Origin of the sequence: Rhodococcus sp. ARP2 (genome assembly GCF_001029585.1) — a bacterium.
In the GTDB taxonomy this organism is placed as follows: domain Bacteria; phylum Actinomycetota; class Actinomycetes; order Mycobacteriales; family Mycobacteriaceae; genus Rhodococcus_F; species Rhodococcus_F erythropolis.
Genome location: NZ_LEKE01000084.1, coordinates 1 through 19,547, shown reverse-complemented (window position 1 = coordinate 19,547; position 19,547 = coordinate 1). Strand labels below are relative to the sequence as shown.

The window sequence follows — 19,547 nt, the reverse complement described above, 5'->3', positions numbered from 1 at the left end:
CCAGTGACAACAGCGTCGACATCGGCATCTATCTCACGACCGCCGGTTGCCCGATGCGCACCGAGATCACCGAACGCGTCACCAAGGCCGTCGCCGACGTCGCCGGGGTCGGTGCGATCCGCGTCGAACTCGACGTCATGGACGACGCTCAGCGGACCGAGCTCCGCAAGTCGCTTCGCGGCGATTCCGCCGAACCCGTCATCCCGTTCGCCCAGCCGGGTTCACTCACCCGCGTCTACGCCGTAGCCTCCGGCAAGGGTGGCGTCGGAAAGTCCAGTGTGACAGTCAATCTCGCGGCAGCAATGGCCGCGCGCGGACTGTCTGTCGGCGTACTCGACGCGGATATCTACGGTCACTCGATCCCCCGCATGCTCGGCACCGACGCCAAGCCCACTCAGGTCGAGCGCATGATCATGCCGCCGGTTGCACACGACGTGAAGATGATTTCCATCGCGCAGTTCACCCAGGGCAACACTCCTGTCGTCTGGCGCGGACCGATGCTTCACCGCGCACTCCAGCAGTTCCTCGCCGACGTGTTCTGGGGCGATCTGGACGTGCTGCTGCTCGATCTGCCGCCCGGCACCGGTGACATCGCCATCTCGGTGGCTCAGCTCATCCCGAGCGCCGAGATCCTGGTCGTCACCACACCGCAGCAGGCCGCTGCCGAGGTCGCCGAGCGAGCGGGCGCCATCGCCCTGCAGACCCGCCAGCGCGTCGCCGGCGTCGTCGAGAACATGTCGTGGCTCGAACTTCCCGACGGCACCCGCATGGACGTCTTCGGCGAAGGCGGCGGGCAGACCGTCTCCGATCGCCTCACGAAGGCCGTCGGCGCCAAGGTTCCGCTTCTCGGACAGATTCCGCTGGACCCGTCCGTCCGCGAGGCAGGCGACGCCGGGACGCCGATCGTCCTCAGCGCTCCCGATTCACCCGCGGCCATCGCACTCAAGGACATCGCCGACAAGTTGGCCGTCCGTCAGCGCGGGCTGGCCGGAATGTCGCTCGGTATCAATACGGTTCGCAACTTGTAGAACCCCGCATGCGAAAGGGCGCCTGTCACCGATCGGTGAGAGGCGCCCTTTCGTATGTCGAATCTAGGTTGCGTCGAAGTCCACAGGAGGACGTTCGCCCGCGGTGAGTGGCTTGTCCTTCGACAGCGTCTTCGGCTCCTGCACTCCGCTCTGCGGCTTCTTGTCGAAGTTGCCCGTGAAGATGGAGTCGTCGCCGTCGAGAAGGTGCTGGGTGATCACAGCGCGCGGCGTCATTCCGCGCAGCTTGTTCAGATCTGCGAGTGGTTTACGCAGATCCTCGAAATCGGTGCCCAGTTCTTCCTTGAGCTGATTGGAAGCGCCCGAAGCATATTCGCGCACCTGCCTCAGGGACTTCGTGACCCAGGAGACCGCACCAGGAAGCCGCTCAGGTCCCAAGATGACCAGAGCCGCTACGAGGAGGATCATGAACTCGCCCCAACCGATGTTGCCAAACACAGGGTCAGCCTACTGTGTGCTCGCTCGGTGCGCGCATGTCCGGATCAACCTCACAGGAAGATCGCAGGGTCCGATCAGTCGGACACCGGCGTGACCGAAATGTCGACCTGCCGTCCGTCGCGGATCAACTGGACGTTGACCGGCTGATCGACGGTCGTCGCGTTGACCGCAACCACCAGTTCGTCGGCACTCGTCACCGGTCGGTCACCGACCTTGACGATGACGTCACCCTCGACGATCCCCGCACGTTGAGCTGGGCTGCCGTCGCGGACGTTGGCCACCGCAGCACCGCTGGTCGCGTCGTTGACCGCGGTGCGGGCATTCACGCCGATGTCGGGGTGATGAACCTTGCCGTCGCGAATGATGGTCTGCGCCACCTCGGTGACCGTATCGATCGGAATCGCGAAGCCGAGCCCGACCGAACCACCGGACTCGCTGAGCATGGCCGTGTTGATACCGATGACGCGGGCTTCGTCGTCGACGAGTGCACCACCCGAGTTGCCGTGGTTGATCGCCGCATCGGTCTGGACGGCGTCGATGACGGCGTTGGTGTCGGTGCCTTCACCCGACAAACGCAGAGGCCGGTTCAGCGCACTGACGATCCCGCGGGTGACGGTCTTGCTCAATCCGAGCGGTGAGCCGACGGCGACGACGTCGTCGCCGACCTGAACATCCTCGGATTTTCCGAGCTGAGCGACCGTCAGATTGTTGGCCGACACCTTGAGCACCGCGAGGTCTGTCTTGACGTCACGTCCGACGATCTGGGCGTCGGTCTTGGTTCCGTCGGAGAAGATCACCTGGATCTTCGCGTCCTGAGCAGGCGGTACGGCCGAGGAGATCACGTGGTTGTTGGTGACGATGTATCCGGCGCCGTCGATGACCACACCGGAACCCGTACTGCCCTGGTCACCGACGGCGACCTGAATCGACACCACGGAAGGCAACACTGCGTCGGCGACCTTCGCCACCTGCGACTCCGGCTGTTCACCGCCGCCGGATTGAACGAGCGTGACACGTGAGCTGGTGAGTGAACTGCGATCGGCGGTGATGACAGTGGCGAGCAAGCCGCCGACAAGAGCGATGACAAGTGCCATGCCCGCGAGCGCGGCCAGTGCCGAGGGGGCGACCTTGCGACCGAACAGCAGCTCACGCACGTCGAGCTTCTGGGCGGGAGGCAACTGCACCGGCGCCTCGGACTCTGCAGGCTTGCCCAGCGAAACCTCGGATTCAGGATCGCGCCACGGATCACGCGGGGGTTCTTCGTCGGGTGTGTTGTTCGCCGACGCCTCGGGATCGCGACCGATCGACTCGGTGGCGTCAGCGGGTCGACCGAACGCTTCGGCCAGAACTGGGTCCGGATTCCCGATCACGACATCGGAAGACGGGGTCGATCGCGTGGCAATCGGAGTGAACGAGCCCTCGACTCCACTCGGTCGACCGAACACCTGGCGCGAGGCCGGATCGATCTGAGGTCGGTACACCGGCCGGGGGTCGAGCACCGGCGCATCTGCCGGTCGATCCGCCGAACCGCTTGCCGAAGAATCCGAGCTCACTCCGGAATGCCCCCTCTTTCCGTCAGTCACGTTGTCCAGTATCACTGATCCGTGCCGGGAAGCTGGCGCGCGGCGTCATTTGCGCCAGCGCGCGCGGCGTCATTTGCGCCAGCGACGGGACAACCGCTTGCTGATGGTGGAAAAGCCTGCGGGCTGATTGCCGACGGAACCGTCGGCGTTTTCCGAATTGGGTCCGGTGGTCGGACTGTTGCACGAGGGAATCTGACTGAGAAGTCCAACCAGGGACAACGGCATCGTCATCTCGCCGCTTCGACGCAGCGCACCACGTGCCTGCTGCTGAGCATCGACGGCCGCCGCGCACTCGGCGCAGATCGAGATGTGATGCGAGGCCCGCAAGTAGGCCTGCATTCGGAGTTCTCCGTCGACGTAGGCAGCGATTGCCTCGCTGGCCAGATGTTCGGTCGAACCGAACTGGCGATGTGCCCGCGCCTCCGTCATTCGTCCCTCCAGGTGATTGACCACGTCCCGCTCTGTAGCTCGAACCCGACCGTCAGAAACCGACGAGTTCGGATTCGGCTGCGCGCTGCGCTGCCAGATGATCACGAATCGCCTGTCGCCCACGATGGATACGGCTACGAACCGTTCCGAGCTTCACTCCCAGTGTGGCACCGATTTCCTCGTACGACAGACCTTCGATGTCACAGAGCACAACAGCGGCGCGAAATTCAGGTGCGAGTGAGTCGAGTGCGGCCTGCAGACCTGCGTCGAGGCGCGCGTCGTGGTAGATCTGCTCGGGGTCCGGACCGGGCGAGGGAACGCGGTCGTAGTCCTCGGGCAGCGCTTCCATACGGATGCGGTTGCGTCGGCGAACCATGTCGAGGAACAGGTTTGTGGTGATGCGGTGCAACCAGCCCTCGAAAGTTCCGGGCTGATAATCGGAGAGCGAGCGGAACACCCGAATGAAGGTGTCCTGCGTCAAGTCCTCGGCGTCCTGGGCATCGCCTGACAACCGGTAGGCCAGGCGGTACACCCGGTCACCGTGCTGACGCACGAGTTCGTCCCAAGACGGCATGGAGGACTTCTCACCAGTTGCATCGAACACAGCAGTGCCGATCAATTCGGAATCCACAGCCGATTCCGTCGTCAAAACTTCCGACTCTCGAGGGCGAGGCTCGTCGTTGACCTGGTAAATAAGTTGATCCTCCTGCTCGGGATCGCGTAGTTCGATCACCGCGTTGTCCGAATCACGTAATGCGCGATATTCGGGAGAACCAGCCGTTGCTGTGATTTGTTCCCGATCACCGAGCTGCGAAAGACCAACTTGGTAAAAATCGATACCGCCGTGCGATCTTCGATCCGGCGATGTATACACCTTTTCTCATCGCGGTGTGCACGCCATATGAGGAGCCTGAGGGATTCCTGAGAATCCTGGTGACTGCGCGCCTTGCAGCGACAATCCGAACCGCCCGATAACCTCATGAGCGTGACCCACGCCGAACAGATACTCCGCCACGTCGAGGACGTTGTTTCCGAGGACGAGATTTTGACCGCGGCGCGAGATCGAGCGCTGGATCTCGGAGCCCATCCGGTGACGCCCGCCGTCGGTGCGACGCTCGCGATGTTCGCGAGGATGCTCGATGCGAAGACGGCCGTCGAGGTGGGTACCGGAGCCGGCGTGAGCAGCCTGTGGCTTCTGCACGGAATGCGCGACGACGGCGTCCTGACCACGATCGACAGTGAACCCGAACACCAGCGGGCGGCCAAGCTGACCTTCCGCGAAAGCGGTATCGCTCCGGCACGCACTCGCCTGATCAACGGACGGGCTCTCGACGTACTTCCCCGGCTCGCCGACGGTGGCTACGACCTGGTGTTCGTCGACTGCGCCGCGATCGACCACCCCCACTACGTCCGCGAAGGTGTCCGCCTGCTGCGCTCCGGCGGTGTCATCGTTCTGCACAACGCCCTGGCCGACGGCCGCGTTGCCGACAGCTCCGCTCGCGACGCGACAACGGTTGCGGTCCGAGAAGCAGCAAAGGCCGTGACCGAGGACGAGCGACTCATTCGAGTCCTCCTCCCCCTCGGCGACGGCCTCCTCTGCGCGAGCAAGCTCTAGATCCAGACGCCCTTACCGATGGCGACGACGCCGCCCTGACTGACGGCGAATCGTTCGCGGTCACGTTCGAGATCGACGCCGATGATTTCGCCGTCACCGACCACGACGTTCTTGTCGAGGATCGCGCGCCGCACGACGGCGCCCTTGCCGATGCGCACACCCGGCATCAGCACGCTGCCCTCGACGGTCGCACCGTCCTCGATCATCACGTTGGAACTGAGTACCGAATTGCGCACGGTCGCCGCGGACAGGATCGACCCCGCACCGACCACTGATTCCTGAGCGAGTCCGCCCTTCACGAACTTGGCGGGCGCGAGATTCTCGGTGGCGCCGCGGATGGGCCAGCGACGGTTGTAGAGATTGAAGATCGGGTGCACCGACACGAGGTCCATATGAGCGTCGTAGAAGGCGTCGAGGGTACCGACGTCACGCCAGTAACCGCGGTCTCGATCGGTGGCGCCGGGAACGACGTTGTCCTTGAAGTCGTAGACCGACGCCTCACCCGCGGCGACCAAGGCGGGAATGATGTCTCCGCCCATGTCGTGGTCGGAATCGGAGTTCTCGGAATCAGCGCGGATGGCGTCCACGAGCACCTTGGTGGTGAACACATAGTTACCCATGGACGCGAACGTGGAATTTGGGTCGTCCGGTGTCCCGGGAGGATGGGCGGGCTTTTCCAGGAACTGCGTGATGCGTCCGGACTCGTCACTGTCGATGCAGCCGAAAGCGAAAGCCTCACTTCGCGGTACACGAATACCCGCGACCGTCACGCCTGCCCCGGATTCGATGTGGTGCTGCACCATCTGTTCCGGATCCATCCGGTACACGTGGTCGGCACCGAAAACCACGATGTACTCGGGGTCCTCGTCGTAAACGAGATTGAGCGACTGCAGGATTGCGTCGGCGCTGCCGGTGTACCAGCGCGGCCCGAGCCGCTGCTGGGCCGGGACCGGAGTGATGTACTCACCCGCGAACCCGGACAATCGCCACGTCTGCGAAATGTGACGGTCGAGTGAATGTGACTTGTATTGCGTCAACACACAAATACGCAGATATCCCGCGTTGACAAGGTTGCTCAACACGAAGTCGATAAGTCGATATGCACCTCCGAAGGGCACTGCGGGCTTCGCTCTGTCCGCGGTCAGCGGATACAAGCGTTTGCCCTCGCCCCCGGCGAGCACGATTCCAAGCACATGCGGCTGGCTTCTCACACCGCTAACCTATCCGCACTGGTGAACTCCCGCTAGCGAAGCAGTCCGAGAGGTCCGATCGTGTCCCCCTCCGAACGGTCGGGGATGACGCGATCGGTAGCCGGATCGACCACGGGCGGTTAGGTTTAGCGCGTGCGAGTCGCAATGATGACCAAGGAATACCCGCCGGAGATCTACGGCGGCGCAGGAGTACACGTAACCGAGCTCGTCGCTCAGATGAAGCGGTTGTGCGAAGTCGACGTGCACTGCATGGGCGCCCCGCGCGAAGGCGCGATCGTCCACTCTCCCGACCCCGCTCTCGCCGGATCCAACCCCGCCTTGACGACGCTCTCCACCGAGCTGCGGATGGCGGACGCCGCGGCCGGTGTCGACATCGTCCACTCCCACACCTGGTACACCGGACTGGCCGGACATCTCGCGTCGGCTCTCTACGACGTGCCGCACATCCTCACCGCGCACTCACTCGAGCCCAGACGCCCGTGGAAGGCCGAACAGCTAGGCGGCGGCTATCGGATCTCGTCGTGGTCCGAACGCAACGCCGTCGAGCACGCAGACGCGATCATCGCCGTCAGTTCAGGTATGCGACTCGACGTCCTCGACGCGTACCCCGCCGTCGATCCGAGTCGCGTTCACGTAGTGCGCAACGGAATCGACACCGAGGTATGGCATCCCGGGGGATCTGCGCCGGGAGCGCCGTCCGCACTCGCGTCGATCGGCGTCGACCCCGCAAAACCCATCGTGGCCTTTGTCGGACGGATCACTAGGCAGAAGGGCGTCGGGCACCTCGTCGCGGCAGCACACCACTTCGACCCGGAGATTCAGCTCGTGCTGTGCGCCGGCGCTCCCGATACGCCGGAGATCGCCGCCGAAACGGAGAAGGCAGTGGCCGAACTCGCCGGACATCGGGGCAATGTCTACTGGGTGCGCGAGATGCTCCCGACCGAGCAGATCAGGGAAATACTCTCGGCAGCAACGGTATTCGTCTGTCCTTCGGTGTACGAACCCCTCGGAATCGTCAATCTCGAAGCCATGGCGTGTGAGACCGCCGTGGTCGCTTCCGATGTCGGCGGTATCCCCGAGGTGGTCGCCGACGGCGTCACCGGTCGACTCGTGCACTACAACGCCTACGAGCCGAACGCATTCGAGGAATCACTCGCTGCCACCGTCAATGCCGTTGTCGCCGACCGAGAAGGCGCCGACGCGATGGGTCGTGCGGGCAGAATCCGTGCTATCGACGAGTTCTCCTGGGCCGAAATCGCCAAGCAGACGCTCGAGGTCTACGCGGACGCCGTCACGAGACGCTGATCCGCGTCAGATCTTGCGATAGGTCGAGACCGTCGCCGACGCGGTGACGGTGCTCGGCTGCGGCAGCTTCGCCACGGCGGCAGCCAGATCGGCGGGCGTCAGGTGCCTCGCCGACGGTCCCATCCCCACCAAGTCGAGGACGTCCTGGTGTGAGAGTGACATCGTGAACTCGACCTCGTCGCTGCTCACGCGCTCGAACAAGCCGGCCATCGACGATTCGAGACGTTCCACCTTGCGATCGTCGACCTTGACCATCTCGAGAATGTCGATCAGCTCGCGCAGATGCCTGTCGGTGGGCGTCAGGACCACCAGAACGCCGTCATCGGCGAGAACTCGATGGGACTGCGGACCGTTGCGTGGAGCGAACACACAGAGCACGTGGGAGAGCACTCCGTCTCGAATCGGAAGTGGTTGCCAGACGTCCGCGACGATCGAGCCGATCCTTTCGTGGATCTTCGCCGCTCGCCGTGCCGCGAACTTGGACACGTCCAAGGCTATTGCCCGAGAATCAGGCAGCGAATCCACGACGTGTGCGAGGTATTGTCCTGTGCCTGCACCGATTTCGACGATCCGCGCAAGATCCGCCCCTGCCGTCGTCGCGCAGGCCCGGGAAACGGCATCCATCAGCGGGCCGAAGTGGCCGGCGCCGAGAAGTCGTGCACGCGCGGCGATCATCTCGGCACTGTCGCCGGTGAACTTCGTGGCACCGCCACTGATCAGGCTCACGTAACCCTGGCGAGCGACGTCGAATCGATGTCCGCGATCGCACTCGGCGGCGCCGTCCACCAATTCCAGCTCTGCGGCGCACTGCGGGCAGGACAGTAGATCGACCACGGCGGCAAGCATTGATCCGTCCTTTCGGCTACCGGCGGTGCGCACACTTCAGGCCCCGTACCGAAACGGATACGGAGCCTGCGTGCAATCACGTGCTGTTGTTCGTACTGCTACAACCTGGACCCGACTAGCTGGTGACGTTCGTGAGTTCCACACCGAGCGCTGCAGCTTCATCCGGGGTCAGCTCGACGACGAGGCGTCCGCCACCCTCGAGTGGAACCCGCATGACGATTCCTCGTCCCTCTTTGGTTGCTTCGAGGGGACCGTCCCCGGTCCGGGGCTTCATGGCCGCCATCCTCTGCTCCCTCCAGATCTGCGCTGCATTGCTCTGCGCCTCGACTAACGGTGCGCCCCGCCAACAATCAGCGAGGCTCGTACCCTCCATTGTTCCCTATGGATGCAGGAACCGGGAATCTGAGTCACATTTAGGGGTGTTCAGTCGACCGTCACACCTGCGCCGGAACCCAGCAATCAGCCACGTGATCGTCGACCATTCCGGTAGCCTGCATGAGCGCATAAGCCGTGGTAGGACCCACAAACTTGAACCCGCGTCGCTTGAGTTCCTTAGCCATGGCAGTCGACTCGGGAGTGACCGCCGGAACCTCTGCAATTGATGTCAGTCGTCTGGTGCGTCGAGGCGGCGAGAACGACCAGAGTAACGAATCGAGGTCCAGATCGGGTGAATTCACGAGCACTCGGGCGTTGGAAATCGTCGCCTCGATCTTCGCGCGATTGCGGACGATCGCGGCATCGGAGAGCAATCTCTCCACATCCGCAACTCCGTACGCTGCGACCTTGTCCGGATCGAACCCGTCGAAGGCTTCGCGGAACGCCTCGCGTTTGCGCAGAATCGTGATCCAAGAAAGCCCCGATTGGAATGCTTCGAGGGCGAGCCGCTCGAACAGTTCGTCGCGCCCGTGCAGCGGACGCCCCCACTCCTCGTCGTGATAGTCGCGGTACAGCGAGTCACCGGGCGTCTCGACCACCCAGCCGCACCGAACCAGTCCGTCTGCCATCAGCCCTGGGAATCCTTCGCTTCGGATTCGGTCTCAGGCGCCTCCTGCGTTGCTTCGGCCTTGGCCGGAGCATCCACCTTCACCAGAACCTCGGACTTCTCGTCACGGCCCAGTTGCGCACGCAGAGAATCGATTTCCAACCCGAGGCGATGCAGGGCCCAATCCACTTCACTCGCCTTGTATCCACGCAACACCTGCTGAAAACGAAGAGCGTCGACATCCGCCCCGGTGACGTCCTCTGCCGGGAGTACGGTCGCCGTCGTGCCAGGAGGCAGCGGCGGCAGCTCTTCCGAGCGCCCGAACACAGCGCTGGCGGCGAGGAAGATCATCGCGCCGACCAGTGCCATGACAATCAGGTACAGGAGGATCGTCATCATGAACCGATACTCCCATACCCGAGTGTGAGCGGTCAGACCCCCGCGGTGCGCACTATCGAATTCATCGGGGGTCGATCGAGTAGCGAAACCTCAGTGGTCTCGGGCACGAAAGAATCGCCGTCGACGAGGAATTGGGTCAACCCGGCACCCGAATCCTCGATCCCGCACCGCCGGAGCATCGTTCCGATGATCTGCCGGCTCATCACGCCGAGGTCGGCGAGCGGCCGGTTGCGATGCTTGCGCACACCGAGATTGACCTGACCGATCGCCGCCAGCCCCAACGTGTCGTACGTGTCGAGCAGAAGGCCGATCTCGACGCCGTAGCCGGGCGCAAACGGGACAGCGGACAGCAGCTCACGGGTGCCCGCGTATTCACCGCCCAATGGTTGCAGTACCGACGTGAGTTCGGGCCGCAGCGCAGCCAACATGGGCCGCGCAACCAATTCCGTGACTCGTCCGCCGCCGTTGGCGTCCTCCGTGCCGCTCACGCGCAGCGGACGGCGGTAGTAGCCCTTCACCAGATGGATGCCGTCCACCGTGAGCAGCGGCCCCAGCAGTTTGGGCACGAACGCCGGATCGGGATTGATGAGATCGGAGTCGACGAATGCGATCAGATCGCCGGTCGTTGCGGCGACCGAACGCCACAGCACCTCACCCTTGCCCGCGGTCGGCGGGATGGACGGGACTGCGCTCTCACGACTGATCACCGTCGCCCCCGCCGCGCGAGCACGCTCGGCGGTACGGTCGGTCGAACCGGAATCGAGAACGATCAACTCGTCGACCAAACCACCGAGCAACGGGTGAATGGTGTCGACCACCGCAGCAACGGTGTCCTCTTCGTTGAGCGCGGGCAACACCACCGAGACGGTTCGGCCACCCTTCGCCCGTTCGAGTTCGGCGACCGTCCAACTCGGATGGTCCCAACTGTTGGCTTCTGCCCATACGCGGGTCGGGCCCGCACCGGTGATGCTCATGCCAGACCTCGAACCGTACGTACCGGGGCACGGCGTCCTTGGATCGCGGCCACCATGTCGACTACTCGACGGGTGGACGCCACCTCGTGAACACGGAACACCCGGGCGCCGCCAGCCGCGGCCATTGCTGTCGCTGCCAATGTTCCCTCCAACCTCTCGGAAAGCTCCACACCAAGAGTCTCCCCGATGAAGTCCTTATTGCTCAGCGCCATCAGCACTGGCCACCCGGTGTTTACAAGAACGTCCACTTTTCGCAACAACTCGAGCCCGTGGAAGGTGTTCTTACCGAAATCGTGAGTGGGATCGATCAGAATCGCGTCACGCGGCACTCCGAGTGCCAGGGCGCGTTCTGCCGCCGACACGACCTCGGTGACCACATCTGTGACGACGTCGTCGTAGCGGACACGGTGCGGGCGGGTGCGCGGAACCGCGCCACCCGTGTGCGAGCAGACGATCCCGGCACCAGTCTCGGCGGCAACCACAACGAGTTCCGGATCCGCACCCGCCCACGTGTCGTTGATCAGGTCGGCGCCTTCGCCGCGTGCCAACCGCGCGACGCCGCTCCGCCAGGTGTCGACGCTGATGATCAGCTCGGGGTACTTGGCCCTGATCGCGGCGACGAACGGAACCACCCGCCTGACCTCTTCGTCGGCGTCGACGAGGTCACCGGGCCCGGCTTTCACTCCCCCGATGTCCACCAGATCGGCGCCCTCGTCGACGGCCCTGTCGACGGCAGCCATCGCTGCCGAATCCGAGAACGTCGCGCCCTGGTCGTAGAAGGAATCGGGAGTGCGGTTGACGATCGCCATCACCAATGCACGGTCGACCGCGACCGGACGCCCACACAGGGTGGGCGCCGGACCTGGCTGCGCGGTAGAACCGGAGAGTGAAGACATGCCACTCATACTGGCATGACGGAACTCGGTCTAGCCCTTGGGTACCGAGCCTGCCGCGACCTTTCCGACGTATTCGTCGTACGAGTCCACATAACCACCCTCGCGGCCTTCGAGAACGTGCAGAGTGTCGGCGCCGACGTCGTAACCCTCGTTGCGCAATTCCACCTTGCGCGACTTGAAAGTGCTGGTGTGTTCGAGTGAGTCGACGATGCGGATGAACAGCGGGACCGCGTAGTTGGGGAGCTTGCCGTAGAGGTGAGCCGCGACTTCGCTGCCCTCGAAACTCTGACCGTCCCGTAGCTTCACCGCCGCCATGCCCGCGCGACCGTCGGTGCCCGGAATCTCGACGCCGTAGACAACCGCTTCCTCGACGGCCGGGTGCGAACTCAGTGCGCCCTCGACCTCCGTGGTGGCAACGTTCTCGCCCTTCCAACGGAAGGTGTCGCCGAGACGGTCGACGAAGGCGACGTGGCCCCATCCCTGCTTGCGCACCAGGTCTCCGGTATCGAACCAGGTGTCGTCGTTCTTGAATCCGCCGCGCACCAGCTTGCTGTTGCTCGCGGCTTCGTCGGTGTAACCGTCGAAAGGCGCTCGGTCGGTGACCTTCGACAGCAGGAGCCCGACCTGACCCGTGGACACCTTGCGAAGGCGACCGTCGGCTCCACGCAACGCTTTTCCGGTGTCCTCGTCGAACTCCACGACGGCGTGCGGCAACGGACAGATCCCGGCCGTCTTGTCGACGTTGAGTGCGTTGACGAACGCGATGTTGCATTCGCTCGCACCGTAGAACTCGGCGACGCGGGGAATGCCGAAGCGCTGGGTGAATTCGGCCCAGATCTCCGGGCGCAGACCGTTACCCACCATCAGCCGAACAGCATTGTCGCTGTCGGTCGGCTTGACCGGCTGGTTGAGCAGATAGCGGCAGAGTTCGCCGATGTAGGTGAACGCGGTCGCCTTGTTGAGTGCGATGTCGTCCCAGAACCGCGAGGCGGAGAACTGACGACCGATCGCGATTGTCGCACCGGACGCGAGCACCGAGGACAGCGAGACCGTCAACGCGTTGTTGTGGTAGAGCGGCAGGCAGCAGTACAGAGTGTCCGAGCCGCGCAAGCGCACGCCCATCAACCCGAGGCCCGACATCGACTTCAGCCAACGGAAGTGAGTCATCAAGCTGGCCTTGGGCATTCCCGTGGTACCCGAGGTGAAGATGTAGAACGCCTTCTCCTTCGCGAGCACCTCGGCGGTGACCGCGGGGTTGGCGGCATCAGCCGTCTTCGCCAGATCCGCCAGTTCACTGACGAGAAGTTGCTTCGGTCCGGTAAACCCCGCCGGCAAGGATTCGAGGGCCTCTTCGCACTCGTCGGCGACCACCAGGACGCGCGCGTCGAGCAGCGTAAGGCTGTGTGCCAGAACGTCGTCGCGCTGGTTGTAGTTCAACATGCCCGCAGCCGCGCCGAGTTTGACGGCGGCCAACGCGATCAGCAGGGCTTCGGGGGTGTTCTTTGCCAGCACTCCGACGACGTCTCCGCGATCGACTCCTCGTCCGCGGAGGACGTCGGCGTAGCGGTTCACCAGTTCGTTGGCCTCCGCGTAACTGGTCGCGTGGCCCTCGAACCGGATGAACGGGCGCGACGGGTGCGCGTGCGCGGCCTTCTGGAAGATCAACCCGATCGATTCCTTGGCCGAAGGCTTGCGGGTGAGCCCGGCGGCCCCCCGCGCCAGGATCGGCACCTCGGTGATCATCGACGGCAGTTTTGCCGCCAGATCCAGCAGGCCGACGGTCGAACGGGCTTCCGAACTCATGGCTCCCCTAACACGTATCCGGCGCCCATTCGGCCGCTCAGTCTGCGGCCACCTTACTGCACGGTAATAAAGCCCGCCATGCCCCAGGTCAGGGTTCCACGCAGGCGTCTGATCAGGATCTGACGCACGCGTCGAGCGCAGCCTCGACGTCCGTCCGCACCAACAGAGTGTCCAAAGCCTGACGCCCGACGAAGCCGGTCCCGTCGAGCTTGTTCAACCACTCGAGCAGGCCGGTGAAGTGCCCGACGGGATCGAGCATCACCACTGGCTTCTCGTGCATTCCGAGGTAGCCGGCGGTCCACGTCTCGAACAGCTCCTCCAGCGTCCCGATTCCGCCCGGCAGCGTGATGAACGCGTCGGCGTGATCTTCCATCAGCTTCTTGCGCTCGCGCATGGTGTCCGTGACGATCAGCTCGTCGGCATCGACGTCGGCTACTTCCTTGTGCACCAGGGCCTTCGGAATGACTCCAATGGTCCAGGCGCCCGCCGCGCGAGCGGACTCGGCGACAGCGCCCATCATCGAGACGTTGCCACCGCCCGAGACCAACTGCCATCCGCGTCGACCGATCGCGGTTCCCACTTCTGACGCCAACGCCAGGAACGATTCGTCCACCGGACCCGACGCGCAGTAGACGCAGATCGAGTACTTCTTGTCGGAATCGGTCACCATTCTTCTTCTTTCCCCAGATCTGCGGCCTCGTCGACGCCCTTGTCGGCGTTGAGGACGATTCGTACTGCTTCTTCCACACTGTCGGTGACGTGCAGCAAGTTCACGTCGCCCTCGGAAATCTTGCCGTCACGCTCGAGGGTGCCGCGAATCCAGTCGACGAGTCCGGACCAGTACTCGGTACCGAACAGGACGATCGGGAAGCGCGTGACCTTGTGGGTCTGCACCAAGGTCAGTGCCTCGAACAGCTCGTCGAGTGTTCCGAAGCCACCCGGCAGGCAGATGAATGCCTGGGAGTACTTCACGAACATCGTCTTGCGTGCGAAGAAGTACCGGAAGTTGATTCCGAGATCCACCCACTCGTTGAGACCCTGCTCGAACGGCAGCTCGATGCCGAGACCGATCGAGTATCCGCCGGCCTCGCTGCAACCGCGGTTGGCAGCTTCCATGACTCCCGGTCCACCGCCGGTGATGACGGCGTATCCGGCTTCGGCCAACGCCGTTCCCAGCTCACGGCCGGATTGGTACTCGGGATGATCGACCGTGGTGCGTGCCGAACCGAACACTGTCACCGCACGCGGGACCTCGGCGAGTGCGCCGAAACCTTCGATGAATTCGCTCTGGATACGCAGCACACGCCACGGATCGGTGTGTACCCAGTCCGTGGGTCCGCGCTTGTCGAGCAAGCGCTGATCGGTCGTGGTCTTCTCGTCTTTGCGCTTGCGTCGAAGCTGAACGGGCCCGCGGTGCTTGATCGACGAGCTCTGCTTCTTCGAAGCCGAATTCTTCTCTGGTGCCATGCGGCAAGGCTAACGGTCAGGCCGACAGATACTTCCTCAGCACGGCCGCGACGTCGGTGATCTGCTGCACCGGAACGTGCTCGTCGCGCTTGTGTGCGAGGTTCGGATCACCCGGTCCGTAGTTCACGGCAGGAATGCCGAGCGCCGAGAACCTGGACACGTCGGTCCACCCGTACTTCGCACGGAACTGACCACCGGCCGCCTCGATCAGGGCGGCAGCGGACGGGTTCGCCAAGCCAGGCAGCGCGCCGGGTGAGGAGTCGGTGACCTCGAATCCGAGGCCCAGACCGTCGAACACTTCGCGCACATGCGCCTCAGCTTGCGCCTCGCTGCGATCGGGCGCGAATCGGAAGTTGACGTCCATCTCGGCTTCGTCCGGGACGACGTTTCCGGCGACCCCGCCAGAAATCCGCACCGCCGACAAACCTTCGCGGTAGCCGCAACCGTCGATGTCGACCGAGCGCGGCTGGTAACTCGACAACCGCTCCAACGCACCGCCGAACTTGTGAATGGCGTTGTCCCCCAGCCAGGACCTGGCCGAATGTGCGCGAGTTCCCGAAGCCGTCAACCGAACCCGCATCGTGCCCTGGCACCCGGCCTCGATGAAACCGGCCGTCGGCTCACCGAGAATTGCGACGTCGGCCGCGAGCCATTCCGGGATCTCGCGTTCGATCCGTCCCAGGCCGTTGAAGGTTGCGGCGATCTCTTCGCAGTCGTAGAAAACCAGGGTCAGATCGTGGGCCAGGTTCTCGATGGTGGCCGCCAGGTGCAGAAAGACCGCATCGCCCGACTTCATGTCCACGGTCCCGCAGCCGTGCAGGATGTCGCCGTCACGCCGCGAAGGGACATTGTCCGCGATGGGCACCGTATCCAGATGTCCGGCGAGCATGACGCGACTGGGCAAACCGCGCGAGGTCCGCGCCAACACGGCGTTGCCGTTGCGGATGATCTCAAAGCCCGAAGTCTGCTCACGCAGCGCATCCTCGACGGCCTGCGCGATGACGGATTCGTCGTGCGAGACGCTGGGGATGTCGACCAGGGCGGCCGTCAAGTCGATGGGGTCCGAAGCAAGATCGAGGATGCTCACAAGCACCAGCCTAGGCCGGTGCACCCACCACCCAGTAATCTCTAGTCCCGTGAGCGCACAGGGAGCAACAGCAGTAGGTATCGCCAACGTGACCGCGGACGGAACCGTCCTCGACACCTGGTTCCCGGCACCGGAGCTGGGAACATTCGACAAGACCGGTACCGAGAACGTCGAGGGAACAGACATTCCTTCCGATCTTGCACTGCTGGCAGGCACTGACGACGCTCGCGAGGTCTCGCAGGTCGTCGTCCGCACCACCATCGCCGATCTCTCCACGGCGCCGGTCGACGCACACGACGTCTACCTGCGCCTCCACCTCCTCTCGCACCGTCTCGTCGCACCTCACGGCGTCAACCTCGACGGCCAGTTCGGCCTGCTCAGCAACGTCGTGTGGACCAACTTCGGCCCGTGCGCCGTCGAAGGCTTCGAGCAAGTTCGCTCACGTCTGCGCATCCGCGGCGTCGTGACCGTGTTCAGCGTCGACAAGTTCCCCCGCATGGTCGACTACGTCGTGCCGTCCGGAGTGCGTATCGGTGACGCGGACCGTGTCCGACTCGGTGCGCACCTCGCCAGCGGAACGACCGTCATGCACGAAGGCTTCGTCAACTTCAACGCCGGCACCCTCGGTAACTCCATGGTCGAAGGCCGCATCTCCGCGGGCGTCGTCGTCGACGACGGATCCGATGTTGGCGGCGGCGCCTCCATCATGGGCACCCTCTCCGGCGGCGGCAAGGAAACCATCTCCCTCGGCAAGCGCTGCCTCCTCGGTGCCAACGCCGGCCTCGGTATTTCACTCGGCGACGACTGCGTCCTCGAAGCGGGCCTCTACGTCACCGCGGGCACGAAGGTCACCGGCCCGGACGGAACCGTCGTCAAGGCCAAGGAACTCAGCGGCAAGTCGAACCTTCTCTTCCGTCGTAACTCGGTCTCGGGTGCCGTCGAGGTCGTGCCGTGGAAGGGCACCGGCGTCGAACTGAACGCTGCTTTGCACGCCAACGACTGATGACTGACACCGACGTCTCCGACGGAACAACCACTGCTCTCGGCCACGGTCTCAAGGTCCGCCATCTGACGATGATGGGCCTGGGCTCGGCCATCGGCGCCGGCCTGTTCCTCGGAACCGGCGTCGGTATCGCCAAGGCCGGCCCGGCCGTCCTGATCTCCTACATCCTTGCGGGCGCCGTCGTGGTGTTCGTGATGCGCATGCTCGGTGAGATGGGAGCCGCGATCCCGGCCAGCGGTTCCTTCTCTCACTACGCGCGCCTGGGGATCGGCGAGTGGGCCGGCTTCGTGATGGGCTGGCTCTACTGGTTCATGCTGATCATGGTGCTTGGCGCCGAGATCACCGGAGCCTCGGCGATCGTGAACGACTGGGTGCCGTCGATCCCGCAATGGGTTGTCGCCCTGGTATTCGTGGTGTTCTTCGCCGTGGTGAACCTGGCCAAGGTCAGCAACTTCGGTGAGTTCGAGTTCTGGTTCGCCGCAATCAAAGTCACCGTCATCATCGCCTTCCTCGTCATCGGCGTCCTGCTGGTGTTCGGCATCCTCCCCGATACCGATCCGGTCGGCACGAGCAATCTGTTCGGGCAGGGCGGCTTCATGCCCAATGGGTTGTCCGGCATTGCCGCAGGACTGCTCGTCGTGGCGTTCGCCTTCGGTGGGATCGAGATCGTCACCATCGCGGCAGCCGAATCCGAGAATCCGGAACGCTCCATCGCCGTCGCTGTGCGAAGCGTCGTGTGGCGCATCAGTGTCTTCTACATCGGTGCCATCTCCATCATGGTTCTGGTGCTGCCCTGGAACGACCCCGAACTCGAGAGCGGCCCGTTTGTGGCCGTCTTGAACAAGGCGAACATTCCGGGTGTTGCCGGGTTCATGGAACTCGTCGTAGTGGTGGCGTTGCTTTCCGCCTTCAACGCCAACATCTACGGCACCTCCCGGATGGCGTTCTCACTTTCGCGCCGCGGCGACGGACCCGCTTTCATGGCGAAACTGTCGAGCACCGGAGTTCCGACCAATGCCGTTCTGCTGTCGGTGTTCTTCGGCTTCGTCAGCGTCCTGCTCAACTGGCTGCTCCCCGACGACCTACTCGGCATCCTGCTCAACGCAGTCGGCGCCGCGCTGCTCGTCATCTGGATCTTCATCGTCGTCTCGCATCTGCGACTGCGTAAACAACTCGAAGCGTCGGGCAAGCTGACAGTTCGTATGTGGCTGTTCCCGTATCTGAGCTACGCGACCCTCGCGATGCTTGGCGTCTTCGTCGTCCTCATGCTCTTCGACGCCGATGCCCGTGCACAGTTGATCTCGACCACCGTGTTGTTCCTCGTGATCGCGGCATTGGGTTTCCTGAACGCCCGCTGGCGTAAGCAGAATCAGCCCGCCTGATCCGTGCGCCTATGCATCCCGCCTGTTCACGACGACGATGCTGAGGCCGAATACGACGAGCACGAAGAGGGCGAAGTAGACCAGGCTGCCCCAGGGTCCCCAGTGGAAATCGACGCTACCGCCGGAACCGAGAAAGTTGTTGGCGTTCATGAACGGCAGGAACGGCATGATCTTCTCGCCGATACTTCCGAACAGGTTGAAAAGATTCTCGATCAGCAAGGGCCACAACAGCAGTAATGCGATCGCACCTGCAGACTGCCGGAGCAACGCGCCCACTCCTACGGCTAGAACTACGCAGAAGAACGCGTAGATCGGGGTTCCGTAGACGACCCGCCAGCTATCGTCGCCGGACAGAGTCAGGAATCTTCCGGCGTCACCTGATGTGGCCTTCGTGAGAGCGAAAGCGCCGAACGACAATACGAGAGTCAGTACCGCTCCGAAACCACCGATGAGGCCCGCTTTGGCGATGAGCACCGAAGCGCGGTTCGGAACTGCCTGGAATGTTGTTCGGATTGTCCCGAAGCGATATTCGCTGGTGATCGCGAGAGCCGCCATGATCATCAGAACCAACACACCGAAGCCGGTCACTCCACTGAGCGCCCCCGACACTGTCGGCATCATTGCACCATTGGGGCTACTGAGCGACGACTTGGCGCTCAGTCCGAAAACCGTAGCGAGTCCCAGCCCGAGCACGATGATGATGATCGTGCACCACAACGGCGACTTGGTCGTGGTGATCTTGATACGTTCAGCACTGAGAACAGCCATTACAGTGCACCTCCCATAGCCTGCTGTGTGTTTGTGTGGTGGGCTCCGGCACCCGGATCGATACCGGATGCGTGGTACTGGACATCGTCTCCGGTCAACTTCATGAACGCATCCTCGAGCGACCCCTGCTGGGACGCCAACTCGTGCAACACGATTCCCTGCGAACCAGCCAGACCGCCGATCACATCAGTGGTCGAATCCACGACCACCAACGCCGGCGCAACACCGGAACCGTCCTCACGCACCGTCAACCCCTGCGAGAGCAACACACTGCGCAACGCATCGAGCTGAGGACTACGCACCCGCACCGTCG

The 19,547-nt window shown here is 63.6% G+C and carries 21 protein-coding genes and 1 pseudogene; 5 read left to right on the top strand and 17 right to left on the bottom strand.

Features of this window, described 5'->3' with window-relative positions; translation table 11 throughout:
- Window positions 1-1,028 (top strand): P-loop NTPase (locus ABX74_RS22170; protein WP_047889717.1); only part of this gene is annotated, 1,028 nt, incomplete at its 5' end.
- A gap of 63 nt (window positions 1,029-1,091) precedes the next feature.
- On the opposite strand, the gene tatB is transcribed toward ABX74_RS22170, so the two are convergent.
- From tatB to sigE, 4 genes are all read right to left on the bottom strand, one after another.
- Window positions 1,092-1,484 (bottom strand): Sec-independent protein translocase protein TatB, encoded by a 393-nt coding sequence (tatB, locus tag ABX74_RS22165; protein WP_003945177.1) that lies wholly within the window; start codon window positions 1,482-1,484, stop codon window positions 1,092-1,094.
- 74 nt (window positions 1,485-1,558) lie between these two features.
- Window positions 1,559-3,037, bottom strand: coding sequence for a S1C family serine protease (locus ABX74_RS22160; protein WP_047889716.1), 1,479 nt, complete (start codon window positions 3,035-3,037; stop codon window positions 1,559-1,561).
- A gap of 99 nt (window positions 3,038-3,136) precedes the next feature.
- A complete protein-coding gene (locus tag ABX74_RS22155; RefSeq protein ID WP_020970204.1) occupies window positions 3,137-3,496 on the bottom strand; it encodes a hypothetical protein in 360 nt (119 codons plus the stop codon).
- Window positions 3,497-3,548: 52 nt separating this feature from the next.
- Window positions 3,549-4,145, bottom strand: a complete 597-nt coding sequence (sigE, locus tag ABX74_RS22150; protein WP_029255812.1) for an RNA polymerase sigma factor SigE — start codon at window positions 4,143-4,145, stop codon at window positions 3,549-3,551.
- Window positions 4,146-4,475: 330 nt separating this feature from the next.
- Between sigE and ABX74_RS22145 the strand changes: the two genes are divergently transcribed.
- A complete protein-coding gene (locus ABX74_RS22145) occupies window positions 4,476-5,111 on the top strand; it encodes an O-methyltransferase (protein WP_007736091.1) in 636 nt (211 codons plus the stop codon).
- On the opposite strand, the gene glgC is transcribed toward ABX74_RS22145, so the two are convergent.
- The gene (gene glgC, locus ABX74_RS22140) at window positions 5,108-6,322 is read right to left on the bottom strand and encodes a glucose-1-phosphate adenylyltransferase (protein ID WP_003945185.1); all 1,215 of its coding nucleotides are present in this window, start codon (window positions 6,320-6,322) and stop codon (window positions 5,108-5,110) included. The genes ABX74_RS22145 and glgC overlap by 4 nt on opposite strands.
- A 132-nt stretch (window positions 6,323-6,454) precedes the next feature.
- Here glgC and glgA point away from each other — a divergent pair, with 132 nt between their 5' ends.
- The gene (gene glgA / locus ABX74_RS22135; RefSeq protein ID WP_019749359.1) at window positions 6,455-7,627 is read left to right on the top strand and encodes a glycogen synthase; all 1,173 of its coding nucleotides are present in this window, start codon (window positions 6,455-6,457) and stop codon (window positions 7,625-7,627) included.
- 6 nt (window positions 7,628-7,633) lie between these two features.
- On the opposite strand, the gene ABX74_RS22130 is transcribed toward glgA, so the two are convergent.
- The 10 genes from ABX74_RS22130 to dapE all read right to left on the bottom strand — a co-directional run bounded on the left by ABX74_RS22130 (window position 7,634) and on the right by dapE (window position 16,081).
- Window positions 7,634-8,473 (bottom strand): putative RNA methyltransferase, encoded by an 840-nt coding sequence (locus ABX74_RS22130; RefSeq protein ID WP_031331085.1) that lies wholly within the window; start codon window positions 8,471-8,473, stop codon window positions 7,634-7,636.
- A gap of 115 nt (window positions 8,474-8,588) precedes the next feature.
- Complete coding sequence (locus tag ABX74_RS30015) at window positions 8,589-8,756, bottom strand: DUF3117 domain-containing protein (RefSeq protein ID WP_003945169.1); 168 nt, start codon at window positions 8,754-8,756, stop codon at window positions 8,589-8,591.
- Window positions 8,757-8,907: 151 nt separating this feature from the next.
- On the bottom strand, window positions 8,908-9,477 hold the full coding sequence (locus ABX74_RS22125; protein WP_019749361.1) for a DNA-3-methyladenine glycosylase I: 570 nt from the start codon (window positions 9,475-9,477) through the stop codon (window positions 8,908-8,910).
- Entirely contained in the window at window positions 9,477-9,854 is a 378-nt protein-coding gene (locus tag ABX74_RS22120; RefSeq protein WP_020908467.1) for a DivIVA domain-containing protein, read from the bottom strand. Before ABX74_RS22120 ends, ABX74_RS22125 begins: the two co-directional genes overlap by 1 nt.
- A 32-nt stretch (window positions 9,855-9,886) precedes the next feature.
- Window positions 9,887-10,828, bottom strand: coding sequence for a glucosyl-3-phosphoglycerate synthase (locus tag ABX74_RS22115; protein ID WP_019749363.1), 942 nt, complete (start codon window positions 10,826-10,828; stop codon window positions 9,887-9,889).
- On the bottom strand, window positions 10,825-11,724 hold the full coding sequence (folP, locus tag ABX74_RS22110) for a dihydropteroate synthase (RefSeq protein ID WP_047889715.1): 900 nt from the start codon (window positions 11,722-11,724) through the stop codon (window positions 10,825-10,827). Before folP ends, ABX74_RS22115 begins: the two co-directional genes overlap by 4 nt.
- A gap of 30 nt (window positions 11,725-11,754) precedes the next feature.
- Entirely contained in the window at window positions 11,755-13,527 is a 1,773-nt protein-coding gene (locus tag ABX74_RS22105) for a long-chain-acyl-CoA synthetase (RefSeq protein ID WP_047889714.1), read from the bottom strand.
- 112 nt (window positions 13,528-13,639) lie between these two features.
- A complete protein-coding gene (locus ABX74_RS22100; RefSeq protein ID WP_020970211.1) occupies window positions 13,640-14,197 on the bottom strand; it encodes a TIGR00730 family Rossman fold protein in 558 nt (185 codons plus the stop codon).
- Window positions 14,191-14,994, bottom strand: a complete 804-nt coding sequence (locus ABX74_RS22095) for a TIGR00730 family Rossman fold protein (protein WP_003945176.1) — start codon at window positions 14,992-14,994, stop codon at window positions 14,191-14,193. The genes ABX74_RS22100 and ABX74_RS22095 overlap by 7 nt, the downstream gene beginning before the upstream one ends.
- Before the next feature lie 16 nt (window positions 14,995-15,010).
- On the bottom strand, window positions 15,011-16,081 hold the full coding sequence (gene dapE, locus ABX74_RS22090; protein ID WP_179154702.1) for a succinyl-diaminopimelate desuccinylase: 1,071 nt from the start codon (window positions 16,079-16,081) through the stop codon (window positions 15,011-15,013).
- A gap of 49 nt (window positions 16,082-16,130) precedes the next feature.
- Here dapE and dapD point away from each other — a divergent pair, with 49 nt between their 5' ends.
- Together dapD and ABX74_RS22080 are read left to right on the top strand one after the other, a co-directional pair.
- The gene (gene dapD / locus ABX74_RS22085; RefSeq protein WP_021332794.1) at window positions 16,131-17,084 is read left to right on the top strand and encodes a 2,3,4,5-tetrahydropyridine-2,6-dicarboxylate N-succinyltransferase; all 954 of its coding nucleotides are present in this window, start codon (window positions 16,131-16,133) and stop codon (window positions 17,082-17,084) included.
- A complete protein-coding gene (locus ABX74_RS22080) occupies window positions 17,084-18,466 on the top strand; it encodes an amino acid permease (protein WP_020908472.1) in 1,383 nt (460 codons plus the stop codon). Before dapD ends, ABX74_RS22080 begins: the two co-directional genes overlap by 1 nt.
- A 9-nt stretch (window positions 18,467-18,475) precedes the next feature.
- Here ABX74_RS22080 and ABX74_RS22075 read toward each other — a convergent pair whose 3' ends face one another.
- Both ABX74_RS22075 and ABX74_RS22070 read right to left on the bottom strand, forming a co-directional pair.
- Entirely contained in the window at window positions 18,476-19,234 is a 759-nt protein-coding gene (locus ABX74_RS22075; protein WP_047889712.1) for an ABC transporter permease, read from the bottom strand.
- Window positions 19,234-19,547, bottom strand: a pseudogene (locus tag ABX74_RS22070) (ABC transporter ATP-binding protein); the annotation flags it as partial. The gene ABX74_RS22075 and the pseudogene ABX74_RS22070, both read right to left, overlap by 1 nt.